At 59.0% G+C, this 25,479-nt stretch carries 19 protein-coding genes and 6 pseudogenes; 17 read left to right on the plus strand and 8 right to left on the minus strand.

Annotated features, from left to right (window positions below):
* Window positions 1-419 (minus strand): annotated as a pseudogene (locus ACLBX9_RS12610) (glycosyltransferase family 2 protein); the annotation flags it as partial.
* A 95-nt stretch (window positions 420-514) separates the two neighbouring features.
* A complete protein-coding gene (locus ACLBX9_RS12615) occupies window positions 515-931 on the minus strand; it encodes a hypothetical protein (protein ID WP_447719162.1) in 417 nt (138 codons plus the stop codon).
* Window positions 932-1,810: 879 nt separating this feature from the next.
* Here ACLBX9_RS12615 and ACLBX9_RS12620 point away from each other — a divergent pair.
* The 10 genes from ACLBX9_RS12620 to ACLBX9_RS12665 all read left to right on the plus strand — a co-directional run bounded on the left by ACLBX9_RS12620 (window position 1,811) and on the right by ACLBX9_RS12665 (window position 12,284).
* The gene (locus ACLBX9_RS12620) at window positions 1,811-2,824 is read left to right on the plus strand and encodes a ketoacyl-ACP synthase III (protein ID WP_447719164.1); all 1,014 of its coding nucleotides are present in this window, start codon (window positions 1,811-1,813) and stop codon (window positions 2,822-2,824) included.
* Window positions 2,825-2,833: 9 nt separating this feature from the next.
* A complete protein-coding gene (locus ACLBX9_RS12625) occupies window positions 2,834-3,055 on the plus strand; it encodes an acyl carrier protein (RefSeq protein ID WP_447719165.1) in 222 nt (73 codons plus the stop codon).
* A complete protein-coding gene (locus ACLBX9_RS12630) occupies window positions 3,052-4,104 on the plus strand; it encodes a ketoacyl-ACP synthase III (protein ID WP_447719166.1) in 1,053 nt (350 codons plus the stop codon). Before ACLBX9_RS12625 ends, ACLBX9_RS12630 begins: the two co-directional genes overlap by 4 nt.
* Window positions 4,101-4,862, plus strand: a complete 762-nt coding sequence (locus ACLBX9_RS12635; protein ID WP_447719167.1) for an SDR family NAD(P)-dependent oxidoreductase — start codon at window positions 4,101-4,103, stop codon at window positions 4,860-4,862. Before ACLBX9_RS12630 ends, ACLBX9_RS12635 begins: the two co-directional genes overlap by 4 nt.
* Before the next feature lie 647 nt (window positions 4,863-5,509).
* The gene (locus ACLBX9_RS12640; RefSeq protein ID WP_447719168.1) at window positions 5,510-6,151 is read left to right on the plus strand and encodes an acetyltransferase; all 642 of its coding nucleotides are present in this window, start codon (window positions 5,510-5,512) and stop codon (window positions 6,149-6,151) included.
* Window positions 6,152-6,260: 109 nt separating this feature from the next.
* Window positions 6,261-7,367, plus strand: a complete 1,107-nt coding sequence (locus ACLBX9_RS12645) for a DegT/DnrJ/EryC1/StrS family aminotransferase (protein WP_447719169.1) — start codon at window positions 6,261-6,263, stop codon at window positions 7,365-7,367.
* A gap of 167 nt (window positions 7,368-7,534) precedes the next feature.
* Window positions 7,535-9,916, plus strand: a complete 2,382-nt coding sequence (locus ACLBX9_RS12650) for a glycosyltransferase family 2 protein (RefSeq protein WP_447719170.1) — start codon at window positions 7,535-7,537, stop codon at window positions 9,914-9,916.
* Between the two features lie 259 nt (window positions 9,917-10,175).
* Window positions 10,176-10,364: a hypothetical protein gene (locus ACLBX9_RS12655; protein ID WP_447719171.1), complete on the plus strand. Its 189-nt coding sequence runs from the start codon at window positions 10,176-10,178 to the stop codon at window positions 10,362-10,364.
* 11 nt (window positions 10,365-10,375) lie between these two features.
* Window positions 10,376-11,005, plus strand: coding sequence for an acetyltransferase (locus ACLBX9_RS12660; protein WP_447719172.1), 630 nt, complete (start codon window positions 10,376-10,378; stop codon window positions 11,003-11,005).
* Between the two features lie 133 nt (window positions 11,006-11,138).
* Entirely contained in the window at window positions 11,139-12,284 is a 1,146-nt protein-coding gene (locus ACLBX9_RS12665; protein ID WP_447719173.1) for an aromatic ring-hydroxylating oxygenase subunit alpha, read from the plus strand.
* A gap of 69 nt (window positions 12,285-12,353) precedes the next feature.
* Here the strand turns inward: ACLBX9_RS12665 and ACLBX9_RS12670 are convergent, their stop codons facing one another.
* A complete protein-coding gene (locus tag ACLBX9_RS12670; RefSeq protein ID WP_447719174.1) occupies window positions 12,354-12,746 on the minus strand; it encodes a hypothetical protein in 393 nt (130 codons plus the stop codon).
* Window positions 12,747-13,016: 270 nt separating this feature from the next.
* Between ACLBX9_RS12670 and ACLBX9_RS12675 the strand changes: the two genes are divergently transcribed.
* From ACLBX9_RS12675 to ACLBX9_RS12690, 4 genes and pseudogenes are all read left to right on the plus strand, one after another.
* Window positions 13,017-14,798, plus strand: coding sequence for a glycosyltransferase family 61 protein (locus ACLBX9_RS12675; RefSeq protein ID WP_447719175.1), 1,782 nt, complete (start codon window positions 13,017-13,019; stop codon window positions 14,796-14,798).
* A gap of 238 nt (window positions 14,799-15,036) precedes the next feature.
* Window positions 15,037-15,207: pseudogene (locus ACLBX9_RS12680) on the plus strand (IS3 family transposase); the annotation flags it as partial.
* A gap of 203 nt (window positions 15,208-15,410) precedes the next feature.
* Complete coding sequence (locus tag ACLBX9_RS12685) at window positions 15,411-15,824, plus strand: sugar 3,4-ketoisomerase (RefSeq protein ID WP_447719176.1); 414 nt, start codon at window positions 15,411-15,413, stop codon at window positions 15,822-15,824.
* A gap of 14 nt (window positions 15,825-15,838) precedes the next feature.
* A complete protein-coding gene (locus tag ACLBX9_RS12690) occupies window positions 15,839-16,963 on the plus strand; it encodes a DegT/DnrJ/EryC1/StrS family aminotransferase (RefSeq protein ID WP_447719177.1) in 1,125 nt (374 codons plus the stop codon).
* Window positions 16,964-17,201: 238 nt separating this feature from the next.
* Here ACLBX9_RS12690 and ACLBX9_RS12695 read toward each other — a convergent pair whose 3' ends face one another.
* Window positions 17,202-17,795, minus strand: coding sequence for a hypothetical protein (locus ACLBX9_RS12695; RefSeq protein WP_447719178.1), 594 nt, complete (start codon window positions 17,793-17,795; stop codon window positions 17,202-17,204).
* A 476-nt stretch (window positions 17,796-18,271) separates the two neighbouring features.
* On the opposite strand from ACLBX9_RS12695, the gene ACLBX9_RS12700 reads away from it, so the two are divergent.
* Window positions 18,272-19,813, plus strand: coding sequence for a glycosyltransferase family 61 protein (locus ACLBX9_RS12700; protein ID WP_447719179.1), 1,542 nt, complete (start codon window positions 18,272-18,274; stop codon window positions 19,811-19,813).
* 216 nt (window positions 19,814-20,029) lie between these two features.
* Here the strand turns inward: ACLBX9_RS12700 and ACLBX9_RS12705 are convergent.
* Window positions 20,030-20,206: pseudogene (locus ACLBX9_RS12705) on the minus strand (transposase); the annotation flags it as partial.
* Window positions 20,207-20,520: 314 nt separating this feature from the next.
* Window positions 20,521-21,339: a phytanoyl-CoA dioxygenase family protein gene (locus ACLBX9_RS12710; RefSeq protein WP_447719180.1), complete on the minus strand. Its 819-nt coding sequence runs from the start codon at window positions 21,337-21,339 to the stop codon at window positions 20,521-20,523.
* Window positions 21,340-21,456: 117 nt separating this feature from the next.
* On the opposite strand from ACLBX9_RS12710, the gene ACLBX9_RS12715 reads away from it, so the two are divergent.
* Both ACLBX9_RS12715 and ACLBX9_RS12720 read left to right on the plus strand, forming a co-directional pair.
* A complete protein-coding gene (locus ACLBX9_RS12715; protein ID WP_447719181.1) occupies window positions 21,457-23,058 on the plus strand; it encodes a glycosyltransferase family 61 protein in 1,602 nt (533 codons plus the stop codon).
* Window positions 23,059-23,204: 146 nt separating this feature from the next.
* Window positions 23,205-23,751, plus strand: a pseudogene (locus tag ACLBX9_RS12720) (DDE-type integrase/transposase/recombinase); the annotation flags it as partial.
* On the opposite strand, the pseudogene ACLBX9_RS12725 reads toward ACLBX9_RS12720, so the two are convergent.
* Window positions 23,711-24,467 (minus strand): annotated as a pseudogene (locus tag ACLBX9_RS12725) (IS5 family transposase). The pseudogenes ACLBX9_RS12720 and ACLBX9_RS12725 sit on opposite strands and share 41 nt — an antisense overlap.
* Window positions 24,468-24,568: 101 nt before the next feature.
* A pseudogene (locus ACLBX9_RS12730) lies at window positions 24,569-25,326 on the minus strand (IS5 family transposase).
* Window positions 25,327-25,479 lie beyond the last annotated feature (153 nt).

Raw genomic sequence — 25,479 nt, forward strand, 5'->3', positions numbered from 1 at the left:
TCGTCGCCGACGATCAGCTCGAAGGGGAAGTCCGTCCGCTGGCTCAGGATGCTGTCGAGCGTCTGGCGGATGAACGGTTCCTGGTTGTAGGTGATGCACAGCACCGAGACGACCGGCTTGCCCGCCTCGGAGCCGGCGTCGCCATAGCCCTGCTGGCGCAGCCATGCGGCGAACGGGTTGACGTATGTGCCGTCCACCGCCTCGTCGGGCGTGCCCGGAAAGTCCGGCCGCGGCTGCCGGCCGAGCCGGGCGCCGTACTTCACGTAGTGCTCGAGCGGGGACAGATCGGTCAGGCCGACGTCGGGGTAGCGTGCCGCGTACCAGAGGTGGTCGAACTGCCCGCTGCGATAGATCGTCGAGAAGTCGTCCTGCCAGGGCTCCGGCTGAGGCGGGGCTGCGGTCTCAGCGGCACTCTGCATCGATCGTGTCCTCGCACAGGTCTCGGCCGCTGGCTGGCGCCGCACGCGGCGACGCTCCGATCAATGCGGCGTCGGGCGAACGGTCCGGGCCGGCGTCAGAGCGCACTCGGCGGCCGCGCCTCGGCGTAGCCATGGTTGAAGTAGTGCTGCGTCGGGTCGGCGCCCGCGCTCGCCACATCGCCGTTGCACTTCAGGTAGAAGTCCCGGTCGAACAGGCCCGAGGTCTCCAGCCAGCGAAGCATCGTGTCCTCGCCGACCACCGGCGCGCCGTCGGGAGAAGCGGCCGCAGTCTCGCGGTAGAGCTGGACGAGCCGGGCGATGCGGGCGGCCACGTCCTTGGCGGCGGGCCGTCGGACAGAGGCGGCGACCACGCTCGACTGCTCCCCCGGGCGGCGCCGTTGAAGGTCGGCCTCGGCTAGGCGAACCAGACGCGCGAGCTCGCCCTGCGCTTCCTTCAGGCGAGCCTGCGTCTCGACCAGTTCCGCCCGTAGCGTCTCGACGTCGTCGACCAAGAATCGCTCCGTCCCATCATGCCGCTCACGGCGCTGAAGCTTCGGCCGTGCGGCGGACTGCGCCCATCGACCCTTGCAACGGCCCGGCCGCGCGTCGCCCGGGCGATACGATCGCCCCGACAGCCCGGTCAACCCTTTCCAGGCCGCCGGCTCCGCCCGGAGGAGCGGACCGAATCTCCACGGCGGGACTTGCCTCAGTTGGAGACCGCGTTCTCGGATCGCAGGGCAACGACGACCGATCGCCGAGGAACGGCTCGTCTCCATCAGCCATCGAAACTGGTGTTCGCAATCCCACACGAGATCCGTCGCCTCTCAGCCGTCTCCAGCGGATATGCGCCTTTTGCTCTTATGCCCGAGCATGTATGACGGATATCCCTGCCCACCGCCGCGAGAACTACGTTAGCGATGGTGGAGGATGGATAGGTCTCAATGTTGGATAGCAACCTTAAATGCCGACGTAATGAAATATTTATCAATACAATTTGGAGCAGAAATTGAAAATCCTCGGAGAGTCAAGCTGCTGGAAGAGGCCTTCCGGGAGCATAATCTTGAGTCATCGCCGGGACGGATGTTTTCTGAAACTCAACGAGGTACCTTTCCCTCAAATTTATAATGTGCACAATCTTTTTTGTAGATTTACCGCAGGATAAAGATCCTTCGATTTTACTGTATGATGAGCATCTCTAACATTAATGCGATTTACAGATGCTATTTGTAAACAGATGTTGTAGATGCTTGATCTGTCGCCCGCCAACTCTTTTGCGCATTAACTCGCGCACCCAACCACTACAAGCGGACGAGAAATTGCCACGATCAAATTATACCTAAGACATAGAACATTTACTGACTGCTTCAGACTGGCGAGCCAAGAGTGAAATCATGCTGTCGGCAACAATCACAGCCATAGCCACACATTTGCCAAGTAAGGTTTTAAATAATGAACAGCTAAGCGAGCGGTTTTCCGACTGGTCACCTCAAAAAATATACGACAAGACGGGCATTACTGAAAGACGCATATCTGCCGAGGATGAAACAGCGGGCGATCTCGCTATATTAGCGGCTAATAAATTATTCAATGATCACAAAATCGATCGCAAGACAATCGATTTTTTGCTGTTTTGCACACAAACGCCGGACCATCTTCTACCCGCGACCGCTTGCATTTTGCAAAAAACACTGGATTTGAACGATGGCATCGGCGCCATCGATTATAACGGCGGATGTTCAGGATTCGTTTATGGCGTCGCCTTGGCGAAGGGTATCATAGAGAGCGGCCTAGCGAACCGCGTTCTTCTGCTAACAGCCGACACCTATACTAAAATTATCAATGATCGCGACCGAAGTGTCTGCACGCTGTTTGGAGATGGCGCGGCCGCAACCCTGATTGAGGGAGAGGCGCACCAAAGGGCCTCAATCGGGCCTGTCGTGTTCGGCACCGACGGCAGTGGCAGCAATAACCTTATAGTTCCCGCCGGCAGATTCCGTGAGCCGTGTTCTAACCAGACGGCGATCGAGGACACCGATCGATCCGGCAATATCCGCTCGAAAAATAATCTTTATATGGACGGTCCGGCGATCGTCGCTTTCGCACTCAAACGCGTGCCACAGGCCTACAATAGAATCCTAGAACTTTCTGAAATGTCCTTGAATGAAATTGATCTTGTGGTGATGCATCAAGCAAATTCTTATATGCTCGAGAAGCTTCGAAAAAAGCTGGACATCCCTGAAGAGAAATTTGTAAGCAACCTCTCTTTGGTTGGCAATACAGTATCCTCGTCTATCCCGATCGCGCTGGAACGCCACGTCTCAAAATCGACGCGATCACGGCGCAACGTTGTTGTGATAGGATTCGGTGTCGGCTATTCGTGGGCGGCCGCGCTTATAAAAATCTAGGAAAGTGAGATGCAACAGTTCCGTGAAGGTATGGCTGAAATCTTGGAGATTAGCAGTGACCAAATTAGCCCCACGCTCGAGCTCAAAGATTTTAACTGGGATTCGATCGCGATAGTTTCCACCATCGTTTTGATCGATGAATGCTATAATTTTGTTATTGAAGGAGCGGATTTGGTTCAATGTGAGACGATAGGAGACATCGAGAAGGTTATCGAGACCGCGCGCCGATGATGTCGAACCACCCTGCTCGAAAAGGTCAATCGACCGTACAGCGAGTTGCCAACGTACGCATTGCCGGCATCGTCTCTGCGTCGCCGGAGGAGATCGTCACCAACGACATGTTTGTTGGTCGCTTCGGCAGTGATGCAGTCGCCGAGATAGCTCGAATGACAGGCGTGCGCGAGCGCCACATCTCCAAACGGGGCCATACCACCGCCGATCTGTGCGAACGCGCGTCATCAAGGTTGCTGGATCTTCTCGGGTGGGAAAGAGAGTCGATCGACGCTTTGATTTTTGTGTCCCAGACGCCAGACCATAAACTGCCCGCTACAGCCTGCATTTTGCAGCATCGTTTAGGCCTGTCCACGCGAACAGCGGCGTTCGACGTCAATCAGGGATGCTCGGGATACGTCTACGGGCTTTGGTTGGCTTCCAATTTAATAAGCTCTGGCCTGGAGCGGGTGCTGCTTTTGGCAGGCGATACGATCAGCCATCTGATCGATCCAGATGATCGAGGTACGGCGCTCCTGTTCGGTGATGCCGGAAGCGCGACCGCCGTCGAGAGAAGCAGCGAGGCATCTCTTTCCACGTTCCTGCTTGGATCCGACGGTCGAGGCGCGAAGAATTTGATCGTCGCCAGTGGCGCGCGGACATCGTTCGACGCGGCGGCGGACCTACCTCATCACCTCTATATGAACGGCTCAGAAATATTTACTTTTACACTTCGCGCGGTGCCATCGCTTATCAAAGACACGCTTTCAGCATCTGAGCTATCCACCGGTGACGTAGATTATTTTCTGCTCCATCAGGCCAATGAATTTATGCTTAATACAATAGCGAAGAAATCTGGAATTGATTCAGACAAGCTGCCAATAAATATTTCTTCCTACGGGAATACGAGTTCGGCGTCGATACCGTTGCTCATGACGACTGATTCGAAGGTGGCTTCAACGCAGCGTTCGCTCACATTCATGCTCGTGGGTTTCGGAGTGGGCTATTCCTGGGCGTCATGCTTACTACCGAATATCACGATCCCTCATAAGGAGACGCTGGTAATATGATCTACGCATCTGATCTTTTCGAAAACCGGACGGTCGTGGTGACGGGCGGCGGTTCTGGTATCGGCCAAGCTGTCGCACAGCAGATCGCGGATCGAGGCGGCCGGATCATCCTCGTGGGCCGCAATCAAGCTCGCTTGGAGGAGGCGCGAAGCAGCCTCCGCGCAAACGATCACAGGATCGTCCAGTGTGATCTATCGGATTTCGAATCGACGGCCGAAACCCTCGCAGGCGAAGCGCTGACTGTGCAGGGTTTCGATGGCGTTTTCCACGCGGCCGGCGCGGAATTAGTCCAGGCAACACGTATGACGAAATCCAAACATGTCCAAGATATTCTGGGCGGTGCGCTGTTCGGCGCTATCGGTATAGCCAAGGCCGTCTGCAAAACCGGTGTCATGAAAAGTCCCGGTAGCGTGGTGATGATGTCATCTGTCGCCGCGCATCGGGGAAAGGCAGGAATGGCCCTCTACTCCGCCGCAAAAGCTGGCGTCGAAGGCTTGACGAGATCTCTGGCTGCCGAACTTGCCGCGAAGTCCATCCGAGTCAATGCGCTAGCGGCCGGAGCGATCGAAACGCCGATGCACGAACGCATCGTGCGTTCGATGTCGGAAGACGCGAAATCGAAATATCAGGCCTCACATCCTCTTGGCTTCGGTCGGACTGATGATGTTGCGTCCGCAGCTATTTATCTCCTATCGGACGCGAGTCGGTGGGTGACCGCTACGGTACATATTGTCGACGGGGGTTATAGCGGCGTCTGATGAAGCCGGTGCGTTCCGATCACATCGCTCTTTGCCGCGGTGCAGCAGCGATGCGACTGACGAGGCGCTCGCGCTCGATCGGCAAGGATGTCTCACCGAACGAAGCCGTCATCTCGCGCCGGGAGGAATTAGAGGGCCGCTTTGAAACGAGCCATGTCGTGCCAGCGGTCATCGAAATCCGATACGTCGACACCGGTGCTGCATCGGTGATTAGCTCATGCCCAGGCGAGCGAAATCGTCGTCGTTCGATCAACGTCCGCGTCCCGATGCAAACTCCCCAAGTCGACGCTGGTCGCCTCACAAGTGTCAGGATGAAACCTAACAAGAGGGCGCCTGCCGGGGACGCCCTCCGCAACGTCTCAGTCGGCTTTGCGAGCGATCTTGTGAAACTCGTGTCAGCCGGGCGCTTTGCCGAACCGCCTGAAGGCACTCACCCGGCAGCGAGCAATCACCGTGCTCGGCCGGAGCCGCTTCCGGTACTGGGGCCTCGGCACGGTCACGCATCTGCGATGTCTATGGGGCGCGGCAACGGTAATACAAACGCCATTGATAATTGTGGGTTCGACCGGTCAAGCTTCGATGGAGAGTTTGATGCTCAATCGCTTTGATGGTGATTTTCCGGTTCGCCCGCAGTCGATCACGCTCTGATGGCCGAACGCCTCGTCCTCTACGGCGCGGGTGCACTCGCCGGTGAGATCGTTGATGTCCTGATGCAGCTGCGCACGGCCGGCCGCGACGTGGAGTTCGTTGGCTGCTTCGTCGATCCGGCTTACGCCGCCCCGGATCACTTCCGCGACAAACCAGTCTTCCAGGACATCACCTCACTCGCTGGCGATCGATCTTTATGTTTCGTCGTCGCGCTCGGCGATCCAAAAGCGAGAGCGCGCGCCGTCGATCGGGTCGGGGCCGTGCTTGGCGCGCGCTTCGCGTCTGTCATCGATCCGACGGCTTCAATCGGCACGAGCAGCGTCGGCGAGGGGACCATCATCCTCGGCAACGTATCCATCACAACCGGTTCGCGCCTCGGGCGGCACGTCTTGGTCAATCCCGGTGCCACGATCGCGCACGATAATCGCATCGATGACTTCGTAACGATCAGTCCTGGCGTACACCTCGCCGGTCACGTGACCGTCGAGGAAGGAGCCTTCCTTGGGATCGGAAGCTGCGTTATCCCACAGGTCAGGATCGGCGCACGGGCCCTCGTCGGAGCGGGCTCAGTCGTGCTTCGCGATGTAGCGCCCGATCATACTGTTGTCGGCAACCCGGCTCGGATCCTACGACGCGGGTGAAAGGCCTTGGATCAGCAGCCTCTCGCCCGTCGTGGTCAATGATGTACGACCATTTTGGTCGACGATAGCATTGAAGCGGCTATCATCGAAATTGAGGACATGTTGATTTATGGTACCCGTGCTCATTCCGAACTTGCCAGAGACAGATGCTATCATCCCTTATTTGCGCCGCATCGATCAAACACATATATACAGCAATTATGGGCCGCTATCGACTGAATTTAAAGAACGGTTGTGTAAAGTAGTCTCGGATCAGAGCGGCGGCCGTCCGGTATGCGCCGCCTTAACGAACAACGGCACCTCTGCAATTGAGCTGGCGTTGCGTTACCGTAGGGCCGGTCGTTCGGGTCGGTATTGCATATTGCCTTCGTGGACGTTCATCGCGACGGCTCACGCCGTGGCAAACGTCGGACTCATTCCATACTTCGCAGACGTTGATCCGCAAACGCTCATGATCACACCTGAGATCGCCGCACGTGCCCTGCGAGCCAACGCTGGCGACGTCGCGGCGATCGTTGTCGTCAGCCCATGCGGCGCGCCCATCGACACCGCCGTCTGGGAAGTCTTTGAGGCAGAGCACGATGTACCGGTGATCTTCGATGCGGCTGCCGCCACCCTTAACCTTCGACATGTCGGCCCGCAGCCTATCTGCGTGAGCCTTCATGCGACGAAGGCATTAGGAATCGGGGAGGGTGGTGCGGTCCTTACGTCAGATGCAGGGATGGCTGACGCTATCACCGCCATGACTGGCTTTGGCTTCTCCGGCAAAGATCGCGTCTCCCAGATTCGCGGAGGCAATTATCGAATCTCCGAGTACAGCGCTGCCGTCGGACTCGCCGTGCTCGACAATCTCGACGTTCAGATTGCGCGGCTCCGCAGCTCTTCTCTTGCCTATGTCGACCAGTTCGAGCGTATGGGCATTTCGATGCAGAAAGGTTTCGGCCGCGAGTGGCTATCGATGACCGTCAATGCAGTCTTCGAGCCGAATTTGGTTGATGCCATAACCACTTCCTTCGACGCATCGGGCATTCAATGGCGTCGCTGGTATGGAGACGGATGCCACACGCATCCGATTTTCGCCGACTGTTCCCACGACAGTCTGGAAAATACTCAGAAAGTGGCGCGAACAGTGATCGGAGTACCGTTCTTTTCGACGATCACGTCAGCGCAAATCTCAGACGTGTGCCGCTGCGTCAACCAATGCCTACCATCCTGAAGCTCCTGTAAAAGCTGATCCACGCAAGTCTCCACAAGGTCGATGACCAAGCCTCGCTGGCTCGACCGGCCTGTGTCCACCACACCAGCGGCAGGCAATCCAAGAGAGGCATTTCCAAGCGCGCTGTAGGGGATCCTTTGTCAGAACAAGCCTTCACTCGCCCCCCCGTGTTCGTCGCGGAGGACGGCTTCGATCTCGCCCAGAGAGACGCCGACGCTTGGAGGGATGACTACCGCTGCATCTTCGAGAGCGGGCAGTTCGACCACACATGGTACGCGGCGCGCTACCCGGACGTCTCGTATTCGGGCCTCCCCCCCCTCGAGCATTACGTGAAGTACGGCGCCCGATTGGGGCGCCGTCCGCGCGCGGACTTCGCGATCGCGGCCGGTGACGAGGGCTCCGCACCGTTCATCAACCCGTTTGCCGCTTGGATCCGATCCCTACCGAGCGCGCCGCTGAAGGTGGATACCCCGCGCGTTTCTGTCCTCTGCCTCGTCAATGAGCAGGGCGGTTTCGTCCGGCAAACCCTTGAAGGTATTCTCGCTCAAGAGACGACCTTCCCGTTCGAGTTGATCGTTGGCGGCGATCGGTCCACGGACGGCGTCGGAGACATCGTCGACGAGTACGCGGCGCGGGACCCGCGCGTCGTCCCGGTGCTCCGCTCGGGCAATCCGGGGTCGGATGAGAACTTTACTGACCTGACCCGCCACGTCCGCGGACGCTACGTCGCGGTATGCGGGCCCCACGGTCACTGGACTGACCCCTCGAAGCTTCAGCAGCAGCACGACCTCCTCGAAGCGCGACCCGAGGTCTCGGCTTGCTTCCATGCGGTCCGGATGGTGTACGAGGGTCTCCCGGGCATCGACGACATCGATCCGCCCGAGTGCATGGAGGAACTGACAGTCGAGGACCTGATCCGCAACAATCCGATCCCGATCGACAGCGTCCTCTATCGGTGGCGCTACGGCGGGCCCGAAGCCTTCGATGTTCCATCCCCGGTGGCGCTAGGCAGCTGGTACCTGCACCTCGCGCACGCCGAGATCGGCCGCATCACCTACATTCCGAAAGTGATGGCTCTCAACCGCAGGCCCGGTGGTGGCATCGCATCAAACTGTGGCGTGACATCCGACCGACGAAAAGACCTTGGCGACGCCGAGATAGATGTCTTTCGGCGCTTGCGCCCACATTTCGGCGGCCGGTTCGAGGCGTACTGCCTGACCGAACAGAGGGCGGCCTTCCAACGCGTAGCGGAGGCTTATCTCGACGAAGAGGACGCCCCCGGCCTCCTGAAGCTGATCCGCGCGAACCCGGACGTGGCCGGCCCGGTGCTGTCGGATCTGGGTTTTGATGCAAAGACTGCGCAGGCCGCTGATGCGCAGGCTCTGCGGACGTCCCTTGAGGCGCAATCGAGCGTCAGCGTGGTCGTCACGGCCTACAATCACGCGGAGACGATCGAGCGCTGCCTGTCGAGCGTTCTAACTCAGCGGGGCTTCCACCGGCTTCAAGTCGTCGTCGGCGACGATCATTCCACCGACGGCAGCGCGGCGATCATCGAGCGCCTGCGGGCCAGCCATCCGGAGCGCGTCAATGTCCTGCCACGGCCGACCAAGCTGGGCGCCCAGGCCAATCTGCGCGACTGTCTTGAGGCGTGCACCGGGCGGTTTATCGCCGTCTGCGAGGGCGACGATTATTGGCTATCGAACCGCAAACTTTCGAAGCAGCTCGCGCTCCTGCGCCGGTATCCCGACGCTGACCTGTGTTTCAGCTGGGTCCTGCTCCATCATACCGCATCGGACACGTACCTACCCCACGTGGAGCAAGGTCACCTCGCGACAGGTCCCGTAAGCTTCAGCGCGCTCGCCAGGGCACCGCTGACGGCGAATATCTCGTGCTGTCTTTATAGAACGACGGCTGTCCGCGGCGTCCCGGATGAGTTCTACAGCAATCCTTCTGCGGCGGATTGGCTGTTTAACCTATACGTTGCCGACAAGGGCGGCGTGGTGTTTTTGAGAGAGCTTCTTTCGACCGACACGGTCCCGGGTGAAGGACACGGGTCCGGGCTGCGTGACGATCTGGAGGAGGCCCGGATAGGCCTGATCCGGAAGGGTTTCTCGGCGATCTTCGGCGAGGGACGCGGTTTCGAGGATTTGGAGGTCGGCTGCACTGTGGTGCCCGAGGAGGGGACATTACCCGATACCCTGCGCGCGCACCTGGAGACGCCCCGGGACCGGACCTGGGCCGCGGTTGAGGACCCGCAGATCACATTCGCGGGCTGGGTACTCGCGGCCCAACCCGGCCAGGTCACGATCATCGCGGAGACCGACGGCGAGCTGCACCGGTACCCCATGAAAGTGGACCGGCCCGACGTGATTTCGGCCGTCTACGGATCGACTTCCACGATGATCGAGGAGGCGCAGTGTGGTTTTTGCTTCATTCTGCCGTACGCGCCACTCCTGCACGTTCGACTCAAAATCGCGTTCGAAAACGAAGTCTATCCCTGGCTCTCGCTCATGTTCACGCATCGCGTGATCCCGAAGGGGTCAGCTTGAATGTCAGCCTCCATCGCGCAGGCCGTCGGCAGGTCCGCCCTGGACTTCCGCGTCGCTTCTGCTCCAGAAGACACCTCAGCCGCCGCGGGCGAAGTCCTCTGAACCCGAGCGGGCCCAGAACCATCGATGAGATCTACCGCCATCTCCGACATCGCGAGCCGTGTCTCGGATCGGGCTCCCTCGAACGACGGCCGAAAGAGGCGTATCCGGACTGGGCAACGACGATGATGCCTTCCTACTCAAGAGGACCGACGCGTCCATGCTAAGCAAAGTCGCGCGCGGGACTGACATTTCCGATGGAGCGGTCACCGCCTGCCCAGGGGCATACACGCTCGGCTTTGGCGGAACCGATGTTTTGGCTTTGGCCGCGGTCTATTACCTTTCCGATGCGAACCGGCGGGTCGCAGGTTCGATCCACGTGGTCGTCGGCAGCTACACGGCGGTTTAAAGGGGTGGAGCATGGCAGATTTCCTTCTCGTTGGCGGCAGCGGCTTCGCGAACGAAATTTATGATTGGTTCGTCGGCCCGCTCGCGAGCCAGGACGGCCGCATCGTCGGCTTCCTGCAGGATGAGGCTTATTCCGGCATGACCTCGCCGGCGCTCGCAGCCCGGTTGCCCCATCTCGGCCCCGTGCAACCCGAGATCGCGAAGGATTATCGACTGATCATGGCGGCGGGCGATCCAGGCGCGAAGGCGGTCCTGGGCGCGCGCTTCCCTTCGCGCGAGGCATTCGCGACCGTCCGCCATCCGACGTCGCTCGTGTCCGACTCCGCCGTCCTCGGGAAAGGGATACTGCTCGCACCCTTCTCCATGGTGTCGGCAAGCGCCGTCGTCCACGACTTCGTGACCGTGAACTCGCACAGTTCAATCGGACACGATGCGACGGTCGGCGAGGCCGCGACGCTGAGCAGCTATGTCGACGTCACCGGCTACGTGCAGGTCGGCGCCCAATCCTTCTGGGGTTCCGGCGCTCGTGCCCTGCCTAAGGTGCGGATCGGCGAGCGGACGCGAATCGGGGCCGGGGCAGTCGTGTTCCGACACGTTCCCGATGGCGCAACGGTGTTCGCCGCGCCCGCGCGCCGGCTTTAGGTCGGACACCGGCACCTGCACCACGCGTCTATTTGGTAGACTGATAGAGCTGCACATCGGAATCCGCCCGGCGGCGTACTTCTGAAAGCGCTCAGGACAATAGACGCACCGCACCCAGACCAGCGGAGATCCGATGTCGTACCGAGCGAACCATCAAGTCCTCAATCCCGAGTCTTATTGGGATCCTGACTTTTACCGCACCGAGATGGACTTGATAGCAGAGCGGGTGTGGTCGTACGCTTGCCTCGCCCGCGACATCCCCAAGCACAACGATTTTGTCACGCTTTCGATCGGTTCGCGCTCGGTCATCGTCCAGAATTTCGACGGCACGATCAAGGCGTTTGACAACGTCTGCTCGCACCGCGGCTGCCGCATCCGTACTGAGGCCACCGGCAACGGCATCATCCGCTGCCCCTATCACAGTTGGACCTATAACAGCATCGGCATGCCGGTCGGCGTACCCTCGGCTGAACTCGCCTTCCAACTCACCGACACCGATCGGGCGGCGCTAGCTCTCGTCCCGTGGCAGGTCGAGTTGTGCGGCGATTTCGTCTTCCTCAAGCGCGGCGCCGAAGGTCCGATCTTGCGGGAGCAACTGGACGACCTCTACGACGCACTCCTGCGCATCTCGGCCGGGCTCGGGCCTCAGGTGGACAGCCTCGAGAGCACCTACGATGCGAATTGGAAGATTTGCGTCGAGAACACGCTCGACGAGTACCACGCACGATTCGTCCATCCGACGACGTTCAGAACGCTTCTATCCGACCAATTCAGCTACGAGTACGGGGGCTGGAACTCGACGATGCGGGTCCCCGCATCGGAGACCTACCTGGCTAAATGGCGGAAAATCAATCGCCTCCTCAAGAACCGGGCGATCGATACGGAGGATTATTTTCACTACATCTTGTTCCCGAACACGACGATCGCGTCTTCCTTCGGCGCTTCGTTCAGCATCCAGCGGATCGTGCCGGTCGGACCGCAGCAGACCCTGCTGTCGAGCCGCCTGTTCCTCGGGGCCTCGACGGCGCCGCAGGCGGTGACCGCGACGATCGGCGAGGCCGCGGCACAGTTCAACAAGACGGTGTTCGAGGAGGATCGGGTGGTCTGCAACCAGATGCAGGCCGGAGTCCGCGAAGCGACGCGCCGCGCGCTACTGGGCAAATTTGAGCAGCGGATCCTGCACTTCCAGACGAGCCTCAAGGCGATGATGGCCGAGGCGCAAGCCGACGTGCCCAACGCGGCTGCGGATCATGAGGTGCGAGCACGACGAACGGCCTGATCGCGGCCTTGCCTGGCCGCCGCGTCGGTCCCGCGCTGCATCAAGCGTCGATGACGCGAAAGGGCGCCGTCACGGCTGGGCCTCGGGTCCGACCCGCTCCCTGATCCATTCGGCGACGACCTGCTCGTCGACGCGGCCCTGATGGATATCCTCCCAGAGCTCCCGAGCCTCCACCGACGGCAGCGTCGTGGGAGAGCCGTTCATTTCAAGGAACCTCACCGTGATCTCGCGCGACGCCTCAGGCTGACAGCTGGCGAAGACGCCGTACCGCGCGAATCCCCAGGCATAAGCGGCCGCGAGCTCGAACAAGCTGCGCCCGCCGCCCGCCGCGAGGACACGCGGCCGTTCCAGGGCCAACCGCAGCTTGCCATCGTCCTGACCCCGGTCCGCGCTGCCCTCCGCCGCGCAGACACGCCGGAAAATGTCCACAACATCACGATCATCGAGCCAGCGGACGTCCATGAACGTTTCCCTCAGCTCGCGCTGCCATTCGCCTTGATCAAACCCGGCGTCCCCTCGGATCACCGATGAGCGCGGCTGAGGATCCGTCGGGGGTACTAAAGTCCCGCGCGTTATCGCAGGTCAGTGTTCCGTTGACGAGCCGCCATTCACGCGTGCCGCCCTGGGGCCGTTCGAGCCCGGCGGAGGATGTCGCGGTGCCAGTGGGGCGCGGTTCTCAGCGCGGTTTCAAGCCTTTATAAGATGGCAGTAGGTTGTTGCGATGGGTTACCGATGGCGGTGAGCGCTGCAAGGGGCGGAGACACACTTGCGACCACGGTCGCGGCGCTGAACATCGCGATTCCGGCCCGCTTGGCCGATGCCCTCGCCCTCATATCGACCTCGGTTCGAGACCGACGCGATCTCAGCCAAGTCCTGGCGACCCTCGCCTTCCGCTTCGAGGGCGTGAACGACTTCGGCCTCGCCGCCGCGGCCAACGATCTCGCCTGGCGACTGGCGCCGGATGCCTCGTTCTCGGTGTGGTCACGCTACGCGAGCGCCACGCTCACCCTGCTCTGTCGGGCGCGGCAATTCGATCAGGCCGAGCGCTTCGCCGCCGAGACCGATGCAGACAAGGCGCGACGCTTCCCCGACCACGCGCTGCCCGACCCCCTCATCGACATCGCCTGGCACTTCGAACTCACCGGCGATTGGGCAAGCGCGGTTCGCTGCTATCGGCTGGCGTTGCTGCGCGACCGACGCACCGGCGATACCCGCCTGACCCCCGACGGCGACCCGCTCGCCACCAAGATCCGGAACTTGCGCGTCGTCCAATTGCGCGCGCTCGTCGACGACGAAGCCTACGAAGAGGCGGTCGCTCTACACGAGAGCACGCGCGAGCTGATCGGAGCCGGCCCGCTTCGCTCCGTCGCCATCGTCACCGCTGCACAGGCGGCCACTGCGACGGGCGACTCTTACCTCGAGTTGCTCCCAGCACGGCCAATCGAACCCTGCAAGGTGAAGTTCCTCGGCGCGCCCGTCGTCCTCACGGCTGAGCCGGGGCGACTGGAGGCGCCCGCGCAGTACCTGGCCCTCGTTACCGAAGCCCTCGCTTACCCACGTAGCAACCTCGTCGTCCAGGGCGATCGGGCAATCTACGACTTGGCTGCCGACCACCGCGCCGGCGACATCCATATCCCGGATGGCCTGAATCCCGACCAGGTGATGATGGCCACCTTCGGCCGCGGTCGGCTCCTGGTGGAGGAACCGGCGACGACGCTGTCCTTCGAGGCCGGCCTGATGATGTTCGGCGCCCAGAGCCGGAACTATGGGCATTGGTTCGCTGAGTTCGTCCCTCGGATGCTCGTCTACAACGACGCCCGGTGCCCCGCCGACTTCCCTCTGGTTATCGACTCCGGCATGCCCGAGAGCCACGAGGAGATCCTCAAGCTGATCGACACGCGCTCACGGCCCGTCATCAAGCTGGCTTCCACGCCCGCCCGGTTCAAGACACTGGGCATCGCGCCTGTCCCGGCCTTCTTCCCATTCGATATCAAGCCGGGGCGGACGCCCTACGACACCGTCTGGCCGCGCGACATCTTCGCTGCGCTCGGTCGGCTGGTTCGCGAGTCCATTGCACCCCGAGGCACTGACAGCCGCAAGGGCCATCGCCTGTTCATCTCGCGGCGCGCCTTCAATCAGCGCCAGCTCGTCAACGAAGCCGAGATCGGAAAACTGTTGGACGGTTACGGGTTCGAGACGATCTTTCCCGAAACGCTCACCTTCGTCGAGCAGGCCCGGTTGTTCAGTTCCGCAGAAATCATCATCGGTTCGTCAAGTTCAGCGCTCTCGAATTGCATTGCGTGCGGACCAGGCTGCACGATCATCGGCCTCATCCACGAGAACGCCGCGTTCAATTTCCGCGCCTACACAAGTTTCATCGAGGCAGGGGGCGCACGCATAGTCTTTATCAAGGGCACGACTGTTCTTGGAGACAGCATCCACCCCTACCACGCAAATTATCGCATCGCGCCGGCGCAGATCCTCGAGGCACTCAAGTTCGCCGAACTCGCGTAATGGCATGCACGCCGCCTGACGAGACAGGCGGCGGGACGCGTTGCTGCTGGACAGACCGAATCCGAAAGTCGATCGTCACAGCAGAGGCCCTTCTCGCTTGGAAACATGATTGCGGCTTTGGCGCCTCCGCGCCATCAGTGAGCTGCAGCCGCGGTTTTTAGCTAATTCGGCATGTACGACCATCGAGGCCCCCGCCGCCTAGACTCCTGTCGGTCGACGCGGCCGCCCGCCTGCAGCTGACGCTGAGCTTCTGGGCGCAATCCGGGCGGTCATCGCGGATCTGCCGACCTACGACTTTCGGCGCGTCCAGGCCCTTCTGCGCCGGCAGGCCGAGCGGGACGATCGGCCTGTATCAAAGGCGAAGCCCGTCTATCGAGTCATGAGGGTGCACGGCCTCCCGCTGCAGCGCAACGCGCGGGAGGGGGGAGCCGAGACGCGCCGTCACTAGGGCAGGTCGGCACCGCACATTGCGGAGGGGGTGCGGTTTGGCTTAGGAAGGCGCGGCAAACGCAACCCTGAACCGGTCGACCCTGAATCGGTGCGGAAGCGAGCCAAAAACGTGGACTGGGGACAGCCTGGCAGTTAGGGGCGTCACCGAGCCGGAGTATCGGGATGGACGTGACAACCAAGCCCCATCTCATCGAGTTTCGGCAAATTAGGGATCCTCGCGGCGCCTTGACCCCGATCGAGGCTGAGAAAGATGTGCCTTTCGCGGTCCGGCGCGTGTATTTCATCTATGACGTGTCTGGCAACGCGTCCCGAGCGGGCCACAGCCACAAATCTCTGCAGCAAGTTCTGATCGCTATCTCAGGCAGTTTTCAAGTTCATCTGGACGACGGCCACGCGCGGCAAAGTTTTCACTTGAACCGACCGAACGTCGGGCTCTACGTGCCAAGAATGTTCTGGCGCGACATCGACGATTTCTCCGGCGGCGCGGTCTGCTTGGCGCTCGCCTCGGATCATTATCTAGAGAGTGACTACTATCGGGACTATGACACGTTCCTGCATGCCAAGGGCCTGAAATGACGAGCTGGCCTACGATGACCGTACCGTTCCTAGACCTTGCCCGGACGCACGACACGATCCGCGCCGAACTCGACGCCGCTTGGCACCGGGTGCTCGACCGGTCCCGCTACATCCTCGGTGAGGAGGTCGAGGCCTTCGAGGCCGAGTTTGCTGCCTATTGCGGGGCCGCGCACGCCATCGGCGTCGCCAACGGCCTAGATGCGCTTCATCTGATCCTACGCGCGCATGGGATCGGGCCCGGCGACGAGGTCCTCGTGCCATCTAACACATTTATCGCGACATGGCTCGCCGTGAGCCAAGTCGGCGCAGTTCCAGTCGCTGTCGAACCGAATACGGCCACCTACAATATGGATCCCGTTCTGGCACGACGAGCCATCACGAGCCGGACGAGAGCCATAGTGCCGGTCCATCTCTACGGACAGCCGGCCGACTTGGAGGCGATCCATGATCTCGCTCGTCACCACGGCCTTCTGTGCATCGAGGACGCCGCCCAGGCCCACGGCGCCACCTTCAATGGACAAAGAGCCGGCAACCTCGGCGATGCTGCAGCCTTCAGCTTCTATCCAGGCAAAAACCTCGGCGCCTTGGGTGACGGAGGCGCCATCACGACGTCAGATTCGACGATGGCGCGCCGAATGAGGGAATTGGCAAATTATGGGTCCAGCGAGAAGTACGTTCACCGCCACCAGGGAGTGAACTCACGTCTCGACGAACTCCAAGCCGCGATCCTGCGGGTCAAGCTACGCCACTTAGACGCATGGAACGCTCGTCGTTCCGCGATCGCCCAGAAATACTGTGAAGCCTTGTCCGGGACGGACTTGATCTTGCCCAAGGTGGACTCACGTGCCCAATCAGTCTGGCACATTTTTGTGATTCGTACCGATCACCGGGACGCACTTGCGGCGCGCCTAAAGCAGTACGGTATCGAGACGCAAATCCATTATCCCATAGCACCCGGGGATGCAGAGGCTTACGTCGGCGTCAGAGTGCAGGGCGAAAGTCAAATCGGGCGTCGGCTGGGGCGGGAAATCTTGAGCTTGCCAATTGGACCACATATGACCGACGATGAAGTGAGCTACGTCGCAAATGTGTGCACGGCTGAGACCTCGATGGGCCAGTCATCGCGGAGTTTGAACTAAGTGAATTTATTATAAAGTTTTTACTCAGGCAAATTTTTCATTCATGAATACATTTTATGTAGAAATATGCTTCACATGGCAGCGCCGACGATCGATTCTATTGCGGAATCAATCTACCAAAATTTGAACTTTATGCTCCGCGGCAACATCAGACAACCCGTCCGATGATCGCATGGGTGTCCACACGACAACAGGGTTTTGGTCTTTCGGCAGTTGGCAGGATACTAGAAAAGCTTGGCTAACGATTTTTGCCTATAATTTTAAAGATTGGACTCAAAAATCCCTCGAATAGTGCTGACCTCTTTGAATAAGATTGCACTGACGAAAGGGCCTTGGCCCATGATTCATCACAGCCTTCCCACTCGCTGGGCGTACCTTGTTTTGGACCTTGCGAGTCACGAACATAGCGAGTCAGGGAAAATGGTCCGCTCGCCGTCGCGGGCAATCCTTCTTCAAGAATATTTATGATCAGAAAGTTTTTCTTGTATTTATCTGCAAGCAACCTATGGAGGGCATTGAAAGAGTCGCTCGAGGAAGCGCCATGAAATACCAAGGACACGTTGTCGTCATATGATAGCAAAGACCTGGTTTTTGCCCCCAACTTAGCATAAAGCCGCAGCGATTCCTGCATGCCGTCGTTCATCGCGTTATAACAATCTGCATAATTATCCCAATATTCGTGCCGAGATCCAAAATCATGAAGAAAAATCATTCCCGAAAAACTATCTCTTGGACAATATTGACCATTTATTTCATGTATTTCTAGATCATGCTCAGCTATCTCAAAATTTCGCTCAATCAGATTCGTCACACCGGTCAAGCCACCTGCCATCAATCTATCAAAAAAATAGAAAGTCGGCTTGTAATGTGAGGACTGCCTCTTCGAATAGCTATCGATTTGGAACCGCGTTCGACAAGCACTTCCCAACGACACAAAATTTCTTGGTGCATTCATGAGCAGAGCTTCAATCGTAAGAGGTATTTTCTACGCGCACCCCCGAAGGGAGTCAACCGAAGCTTCAGGGAGCATAATGCGATGTAGCCAGGACGCATTGGGACGGCGTCTGCCACGTGTCGACATGAGTGAAGTCGTCCATCCCGACGCGAACTGTACTTCTCGACGAACTCCTGCCTGAATGCGATGCTGTTGAAACCATGTCGGGTCAGGGCACTCATCTCCCGAAGACCCGGCGAACCAGCCCCCTCGGCTCCGCCCGAGCCCTTGACTGCTGGGACCCGTCACAATTTGAGTTCAAAGTCCAACATTGTTTAACCCGCACAGAGGCCCACTCAAGACATTGATTTCATATGCTGTCTCTTAAATACCGGCTGCAATCTTCTCAAAGGCGCATAGCGCGTGCGCTGGCGGATCGACTGGTTGATCCTGCCTATTACCTTGCTCGCAACCCTGATGTGGCGGCGGCAGGTATAGATCCTGTCGAGCACTACGCATCGTACTGGCACTGCGCACCGCTACGCTCGCCGAGCGCGAGGATAGAACCGTGGCTATTTGCTCTTTCCCCGATTGCAGCGCTTCTTTTACGATTTGCGAGCCGCGATAGAGCAGATATCCTGAACTACCTTCGGCAGCGCATCAACGATATCTCCGGAGAAGATCGCGGCTTGCAGCTAAAATTCTGCCTCGCCGTAGCAAGATACCTCTCAAAGCGACCAACGCCTGCTGTCTTTGATGCCTTGGGACAGCCATTCCATCTCGCGCGCATCTGCACCGAAAAGCCTGATTGGATCTACGTTGTTCCCATCGCCGCCGAGGGAACCTTCGAATTTCGCGAACCGCCAGTCGTTCTTTCGGATAGAATAGGAACCCTCCGACAGGTCCCGCTACCAGCACTCTGGTGCGCCACAGTTCAGGATGCATCTGTATTCGGATCCGCGGAAGTGATTGCAGAAAACACATTCATCATACACGAACCGGCAGCTGATCCGACACTTCGTCTGGCAACCCGCCAATGCGATTTTACTACGAACTGCTACTCTCCCCTGGCGAATAAAATTCTTGCCAGATTTCCGGCAGCGACCCAAACAACTTTGAAAGAAGCGGTCCTTCTCGGAGGAAGAGCGAGGAATAACTATTTCCATTTCCTGATTGAGTATCTGACAAAAGGTTATGTCATAGAACAATTTCCGCAGATGAACGACCTACCACTCCTCGTCACGGCCGACTTGCACCCGCAGGAGATGGAAGCACTTGGGCAGGTCCTGCCGGGGCGGCCGATTATCCAGCGTCAACCCGGAACGAGGATCGATGTCGAGACACTTCATTTACCATCGGTCATGACCTACGTGCCCGATGACCCGACAGTACCGTTCTGGCGCTCGTCTGCCGTCAACGCGAACAGTCTGCATTGGCTACGTAACCGCGTGCTCGCCGGACATGGAGAATTTCGGACCCGCCAGACTCGGATCTATCTCTGCCGTAAAGGCGCAAGAAATATTATCAATGCTCAAGAAGTTGCAGATACCTTCGTCCGGCATGGATTTACATTGATCGATCCGGCCGGGCTCAGCTTTGGCGAGCAAGTCGACTTGTTTCGATCGGCAACCCACATTGCGGGACCAATCGGGGCAGCCTTCTCAAATCTTGTTTTTGCCTCTCCCGGAGCCCGGATTTTAGGCATTGTCTCGCCCTTTACAGTTCAATTTTCGCTCTTCGCCAGTCTCGCCCGCTTCGCAGGATGCACGTATTATGCATTGCCGGGCGATGGGCCAGGTTGTCCGGCAGGGTCGACCGACAAGCGTAAGCCGCTGTCCGTAACTCACGGCTCATTCCCGGTGGATATGGTTTACTTAGAACGCGCCCTAAATCTTTTCACTCGCGACCCGGCGTAAGGGTACCTCTAGCTGAGCTACGTAATCAGATCATCCCGGTACAGCGCTCGACTTATAGCCTCTTACGCAACCAGTTCCGATGGACCGAGAGTCGATACTGAGACCGCTCTCCCGATGGCCACTGGACCGAGATCACACCGCCGCCTTCGGAAAGTTGGCAAAGGGGGCACGGCTCTGCGACTCGGTGCGACGACCCGGCGCGGTCGCCACCACGCTGTCGTCCCAGCCCGGCCTGGCGATGAAGTGTTGCAGTTGGTCATGGCCCGGCGGCCCGAGACGCGCTGCCATCGGCTGAAGGCTGTTGCGATCCCCCGGGCCGAGCAGGCCACGCAGATACAGCGGCGCCCAGGTCCGCGGCGTCTTACGTCCAATCGCTGCCAGAAACGCGGCCAGCCTCGCATCGAGATCCTGCCCCGCCGATCTCTCTCGGCCATGTTCGCCTCCCGCAGTGCCAACGCAGGATCAAAACGCCTTATGCCCCTCAAAGTGCCCAGGTAGTGCTATGACGTCCTAGCAGCACTGTGGCCGACCGTAAGACCGCGCCGCGAGATCAAACGCCTGGAGCTAATCCACTCATTGTCACAGTCGGATCCGGTGAGGAATCCATCATGTCGAAATCGTAGTGCGTATATAGAGTCACGCTATCGAGAGGGTCAGGAACAAGTACGCTCCCTAACTCTCCCGATCACCGATATCATTTGAGCTTATCAAGCGTCGCTGCTCAGGCGCAGCTCGAGCGCGACACGCGTACTGTCGACCTCAAAGTTCTTCGCGCAACCATGAATTAGAAGTGGCGAAAAAACAAGTAGATCGCCCTCACCTAGCAAAGGCCGCGTCATAGCATTCGATCCGGACCAGCTAACCACCGCGGGGACACGATAAGGACGCCCGTTAAGCAGGGCGCCGCTGCCAGTGCGGCACACAGTTGATTCGGGCAAAAGATGGCTTCCGGGTACCACGGGAAGACTTGAGCGGGATGTGACGCCGGCGATCGGGATCCACACATTCACAGTCCGCTGCCACAAAGAAAGGTACCCATCTTTGTGTGGTGGATTGTAATCGTTCGAACCGGGACGATTAATCCGTGCGATCACGAATGAATGACCCAGTTCGTTGTTAATTGCGGTGAGCTTATGGCCTATGATCCTGCTCAAGCGATCAGCGACCTGCTTAAGGTCAAACTCGAAATCTTCGAATCTGAGCTCTCGAGTAAACTCTATGACCTTCTGATGTATTTTGTCTGATGTGCCTATGATTTTATGATATTGCTCAAGCTTGAAATCATCAGGAACAGGAATACCAAGCTCTCTCAACCGTCCCTGAATGCGGTGCGTGACGCTTGCTTTGAGTGCAGCAAATTCACCCGCTTCAAACAGTTTTACAATTTCGTAGCCGCGGCCATACCAGGCGTTATCACCCAAAATATCTCCTTCTCTCTCAGCCAAGATTTCGTCTGCCCCGAATTTCGGAGGCTCTCCGCTCAGATCAAGGCGAACCAAGTCTCCATCGATATCGATATCGTACATTCCGATTCACCTGCTATGACTTAGAGCAACCACACAATGAAAGGGGCCGGGAGCCCTGCGCTCTCCTGCATCGTCGGCGCAGCGGTTGACAGGACGTTCAGGCCTGGCAGAAAGCGCATGATGAATCTGTGGCACTTTTTCAAGGCGCCAAAATGCGTCGATGAGGCCTTCTATCTGCGCGAGTACCCGGACGTCCGGGCCTCGGGTATGACGGGTTCAGCGCACTACGTTGCCTACGGGAGAAGCGAGGGACGCCACCCGAACATTGTTGCGAAAATTCTCTCTCCATCATCGTGGCCGGCACTGCTTGTCTATCCAGACTACTACAACCGCATCTATCCCGATGTGGCACGTTCGCCACTGTCAGCGCGTGAGCACTACATCCGTTGGGGTCGGCAGCAAGGTCGCCACCCAAATATCTGGGCTGAGGAATTTGCCCACCTGAAGGCGACGGTCGCTGCCAAACGGCCCGATGCATTGTTTCGTGCGGCCCGGCGAGGACGGTATCGGCTGACGAAGATGTTGGCGAACTGGCTCAACCGAGCTGCAACGCGGCGAGGTGCGTCACTTGTTTGCGGCATCTTCGGCATGGATCGTCTTCCGGAGGCTGGAGGCAAATATGCATTGAATCTCATCGAGCCACCGAAGCCATTCGTATTTTACGAACCGCGTGAATACAAACAGACAGACTCTCGCCGGGAGCGACGTTTGTATACGCCAGCTCTTTGGGTGGCGGAGGTGCGCCATGCACTGATTTTAGGAGCTTTCCAGGTAATTTCCGATGGGAAGCTGGTTGTTTATGAACCTGCAGCGGACCCGCGATACGCTTTCGCGGCAGGAGCCTCTCGCCACATCGCCGCCGTTGCAAATAACCGTGATCAGGTCGTAGTTCATTTTCCTTATAAGGAAGAAAAGAAATTCGACGCTGCGATCCTATTGAGTGGTCGTTGCAGCCCAAATTATTTCCATTGGCTGATAGAATACCTTTCGAAGATGTACCTTCTATCGCAGGACCAGCGGCTTACAGGTTTACCCGTTATCGTCGATGCCGACATGTTTCCCTCGGAATTTGATTCATTGAGCCTTTTTTTAGGCGATAGGCCAATCATAATGCGGTCACAAAGTGATCTATTACGGATCGATAGTCTCTTCATTCCTTCCCAACCGACATTTCATCCGGACGATGTGTCTATACCGTTTTGGGAAGGAGCTGCACTCTGCTATCCGACATTGGAATACTTACGCTCGACGATCTTGAGTAAAATCAACACCAAACCGCCTCTTTATTCAGACAAAGTTTACCTGGTTCGACGCACCGGACGCAACATCGTCAACGGTGCCGAAGTCGAGAGGGCAATCACTCGCCACGGCTTCACAGCAATAGATCCGTCAAGCTTGAGTTTCTCTCAGCAAGTCAATCTGTTTCAGAATGCTAAGGTGCTCGTCGGCGCAATGGGAGCCGCATTTTCCAACTTGATCTTTTGCCAAGCTGGCACTCGTATATTGGCGTTGTCATCGCCTTTCACCCGGAAATTTTGCATGCAAGCTAATCTAGCCAGCTTTGCTAAATGCGAATACACGATAATTGTCGGAACACATCCGGCTTATGGAGATGCAGAGGAAACTCAGCGCCCCACTCTTGGTCTATACTTGGATAGCTTCTCAATAGATGTTGATTTTCTCTCCGAAGGTTTGCAATGGATTACTGAGGGTGCATGAGGATTTTCGTCATCAGTGCTCTCGAGGTAATTTGACGTACTTCCGGAACTGAAGGACGTTCTTTCATAGTTCTCATTTCAGTACACGCCTTCACTGACGCGGACGCGCGGCTTCAGTCGGATTCCACCGACATCGCAACCTAGAGCGGTTTCGTCTATGTGGTCTTCGTGATCGACGTCTTCGCTCGCCGGATCGTCGGCTGGCGAGTGTCATGCTCGGCCCGCGCGGACTTCGTGCTCAATGCCCTGAAGCTTGTCCCTACAGGAGCGGCGCTTCTTCGGCAACGACCTTCTCTGTCACTCCGGTCCAGGATCGCAATAGGTAAGCAGCCGCTACACCGAGCGCCTCGCCAAGACGGGCATTGAGTTCTCTGTCGGCAGTGTCGGGGATCCCTACGACAACGTTCTCGCCAACGTGATCCATCGGCGCGGGCCGTGGCGCTCATTCGAGGGCGTCGAGTTCGCCACGCTCAAACGGGTCGATTGGTTCAACCGCCACCGAATGCTCGAACCGAGCGGCCGACCGCCATGCGGCTTATCAGCCTTGGACCGAAGAACCGGCTCGACCACCGCCAAGAGATCGTCGGTATTAGTGCGTCCATACCCGCCTAACCATCTCGCTGCGGTTTTGTCCAGCGCTCTAGGTCGCGGACTCATAAAGCTCGCAGCCAGACCCGCACGGCTGCGAGCTTGACGCTTGCCAGGAAGTTGTCGGGGTCCTTGTCGTAGCGGGTAGCGACGGCTCGGAAGTGCTTGATCTTGCTGAAGAAGCGCTCAACCAGGTTGCGGTACTTGTACAGGAACGGGCTGAACGCCAGCACTGCTTGCGGTTGGGCATCGGCTTCACGTTCGCCCACGCGCCCTGTTCCGCCATCCGAGTGCGAAGCGCGTCGCCGTCATAGGCTCGATCCCCCAGCAGGATTTGGCCCGTGCTCAGACCGCCCAGCATGTCGGCCGCCGTGCGCCCATCGTGCGCTTGACCCTGGGTGATCTTGAGCGCCACGGGACGGCCCTCGGCATCTACCAGCGCGTGGATCTTGCTCGTCAGGCCGCCGCGCGAGCGACCCATGCCACCGGATCGGCCGTCTTTTTTTGGGCGCAGGCGGCATGCTGGTGAACCCGCACGCTGGTGGCGTCGATCATCTGCAGGTCGCCGTCGTAAGCCTTTGACACCGCATCCAGAAGCCGATCCAAGATGCCACGCTTGCGCCAGCGCCGAGAACGGTTGCCGCAGGTCGTATGTGGGCCGTAGTGCGCCGGGATATCGGCCCAGGGTGCGCCCGTGCGCAGCCGCCAGAAGATCCCGTTGAGCACCCGCCGGTCATCTACCTGCTCCTTGCCGCGCACGTCCGTCGGCAACAGCGGTTCGATCACCGCCCACTCCGCATCCGTCAGATCAAACCGCGCCATCAGGTCCCTCCTGCTCAGAGGGCTAACAACGCCGCGGTTCAACCGTGCCAGCTGTTATGGGTTCGCGACCTAGTGCAGTGACTCAGAGTTCGTCCGAGAAGTCAGGTTGATCGGGCGAGGCGTCGAACGAGGATCATGACAGCAGCGGCGTAGAGGAAGGCTCTTGCGGAGGCGAGGGTCCCTTCCGGATCTTTCCAGAGGCGTCGGTTGCGGCTGATCCAGGCGAAGAACCTCTCAACGACTCACCGGCGTTGATGAACAGAAAAGCCAACCTGATCCGGCGGCTTGCGCACGATCTCGACGGCGATGATCGTCACACTCGCGGCGCGGGCTTGTCGCCGGCATAGCCGGCGTCGGCGAAGGCCTTGGTGATGAACGGAAAGGTCTGGCGCGACAGGCGTAGCACCGGAACGGCTCCGTCCCGATCTTGCACGTCGGCAGGCTGCGGATCGAGGACGAGCGCACGCCCGTCCGTATCGACCAGCGCTTGGCGTTTGCGGCCCTTGACCTTCTTGCCAGCGTCGTAGCCGCGTGGCCCGCCGCGCTCTATCGTTTTGACGGTCTGGCTATCGAGCACCGCTGCCGACGGCGAGGCTTCCCGCCCGACACGCGCGCGATCGGCCATGACGAGGTGATGGTTGATCCGGCCGAACAGCCCTGTGTCGCGCCAGCGGCTGAAGTAGCCGAACGTGGTCGAACGCGGCGGTAGATCCTTGGGGATGAGCCGCCATGCGATGCCGCCGCGCAGGACGTAGAAGATCGCGTTCAGGATCTCTCGGGGCGTCCAGATCGGAGGTCGTCCACGCGGCTCCGGCCTCGGCATCAGGGGCGCGATCACCGCCCACTCAGCGTCGGTCAGGTCAGTTTCACAGCGTAGAACCGCACGGCTATGCTGCCGCCGGGTGGTCGGGGTCCACGTGGCGCTTCCAGGTTAGGCTTCAGCATCCCCCTGGAGTCATCGCCATTCCAGCCACTCAACCCCGCATCAGACCCTTATCGGACGGGCTCTAAG

The sequence above is a fragment of the Methylobacterium sp. A49B genome (assembly GCF_053346215.1).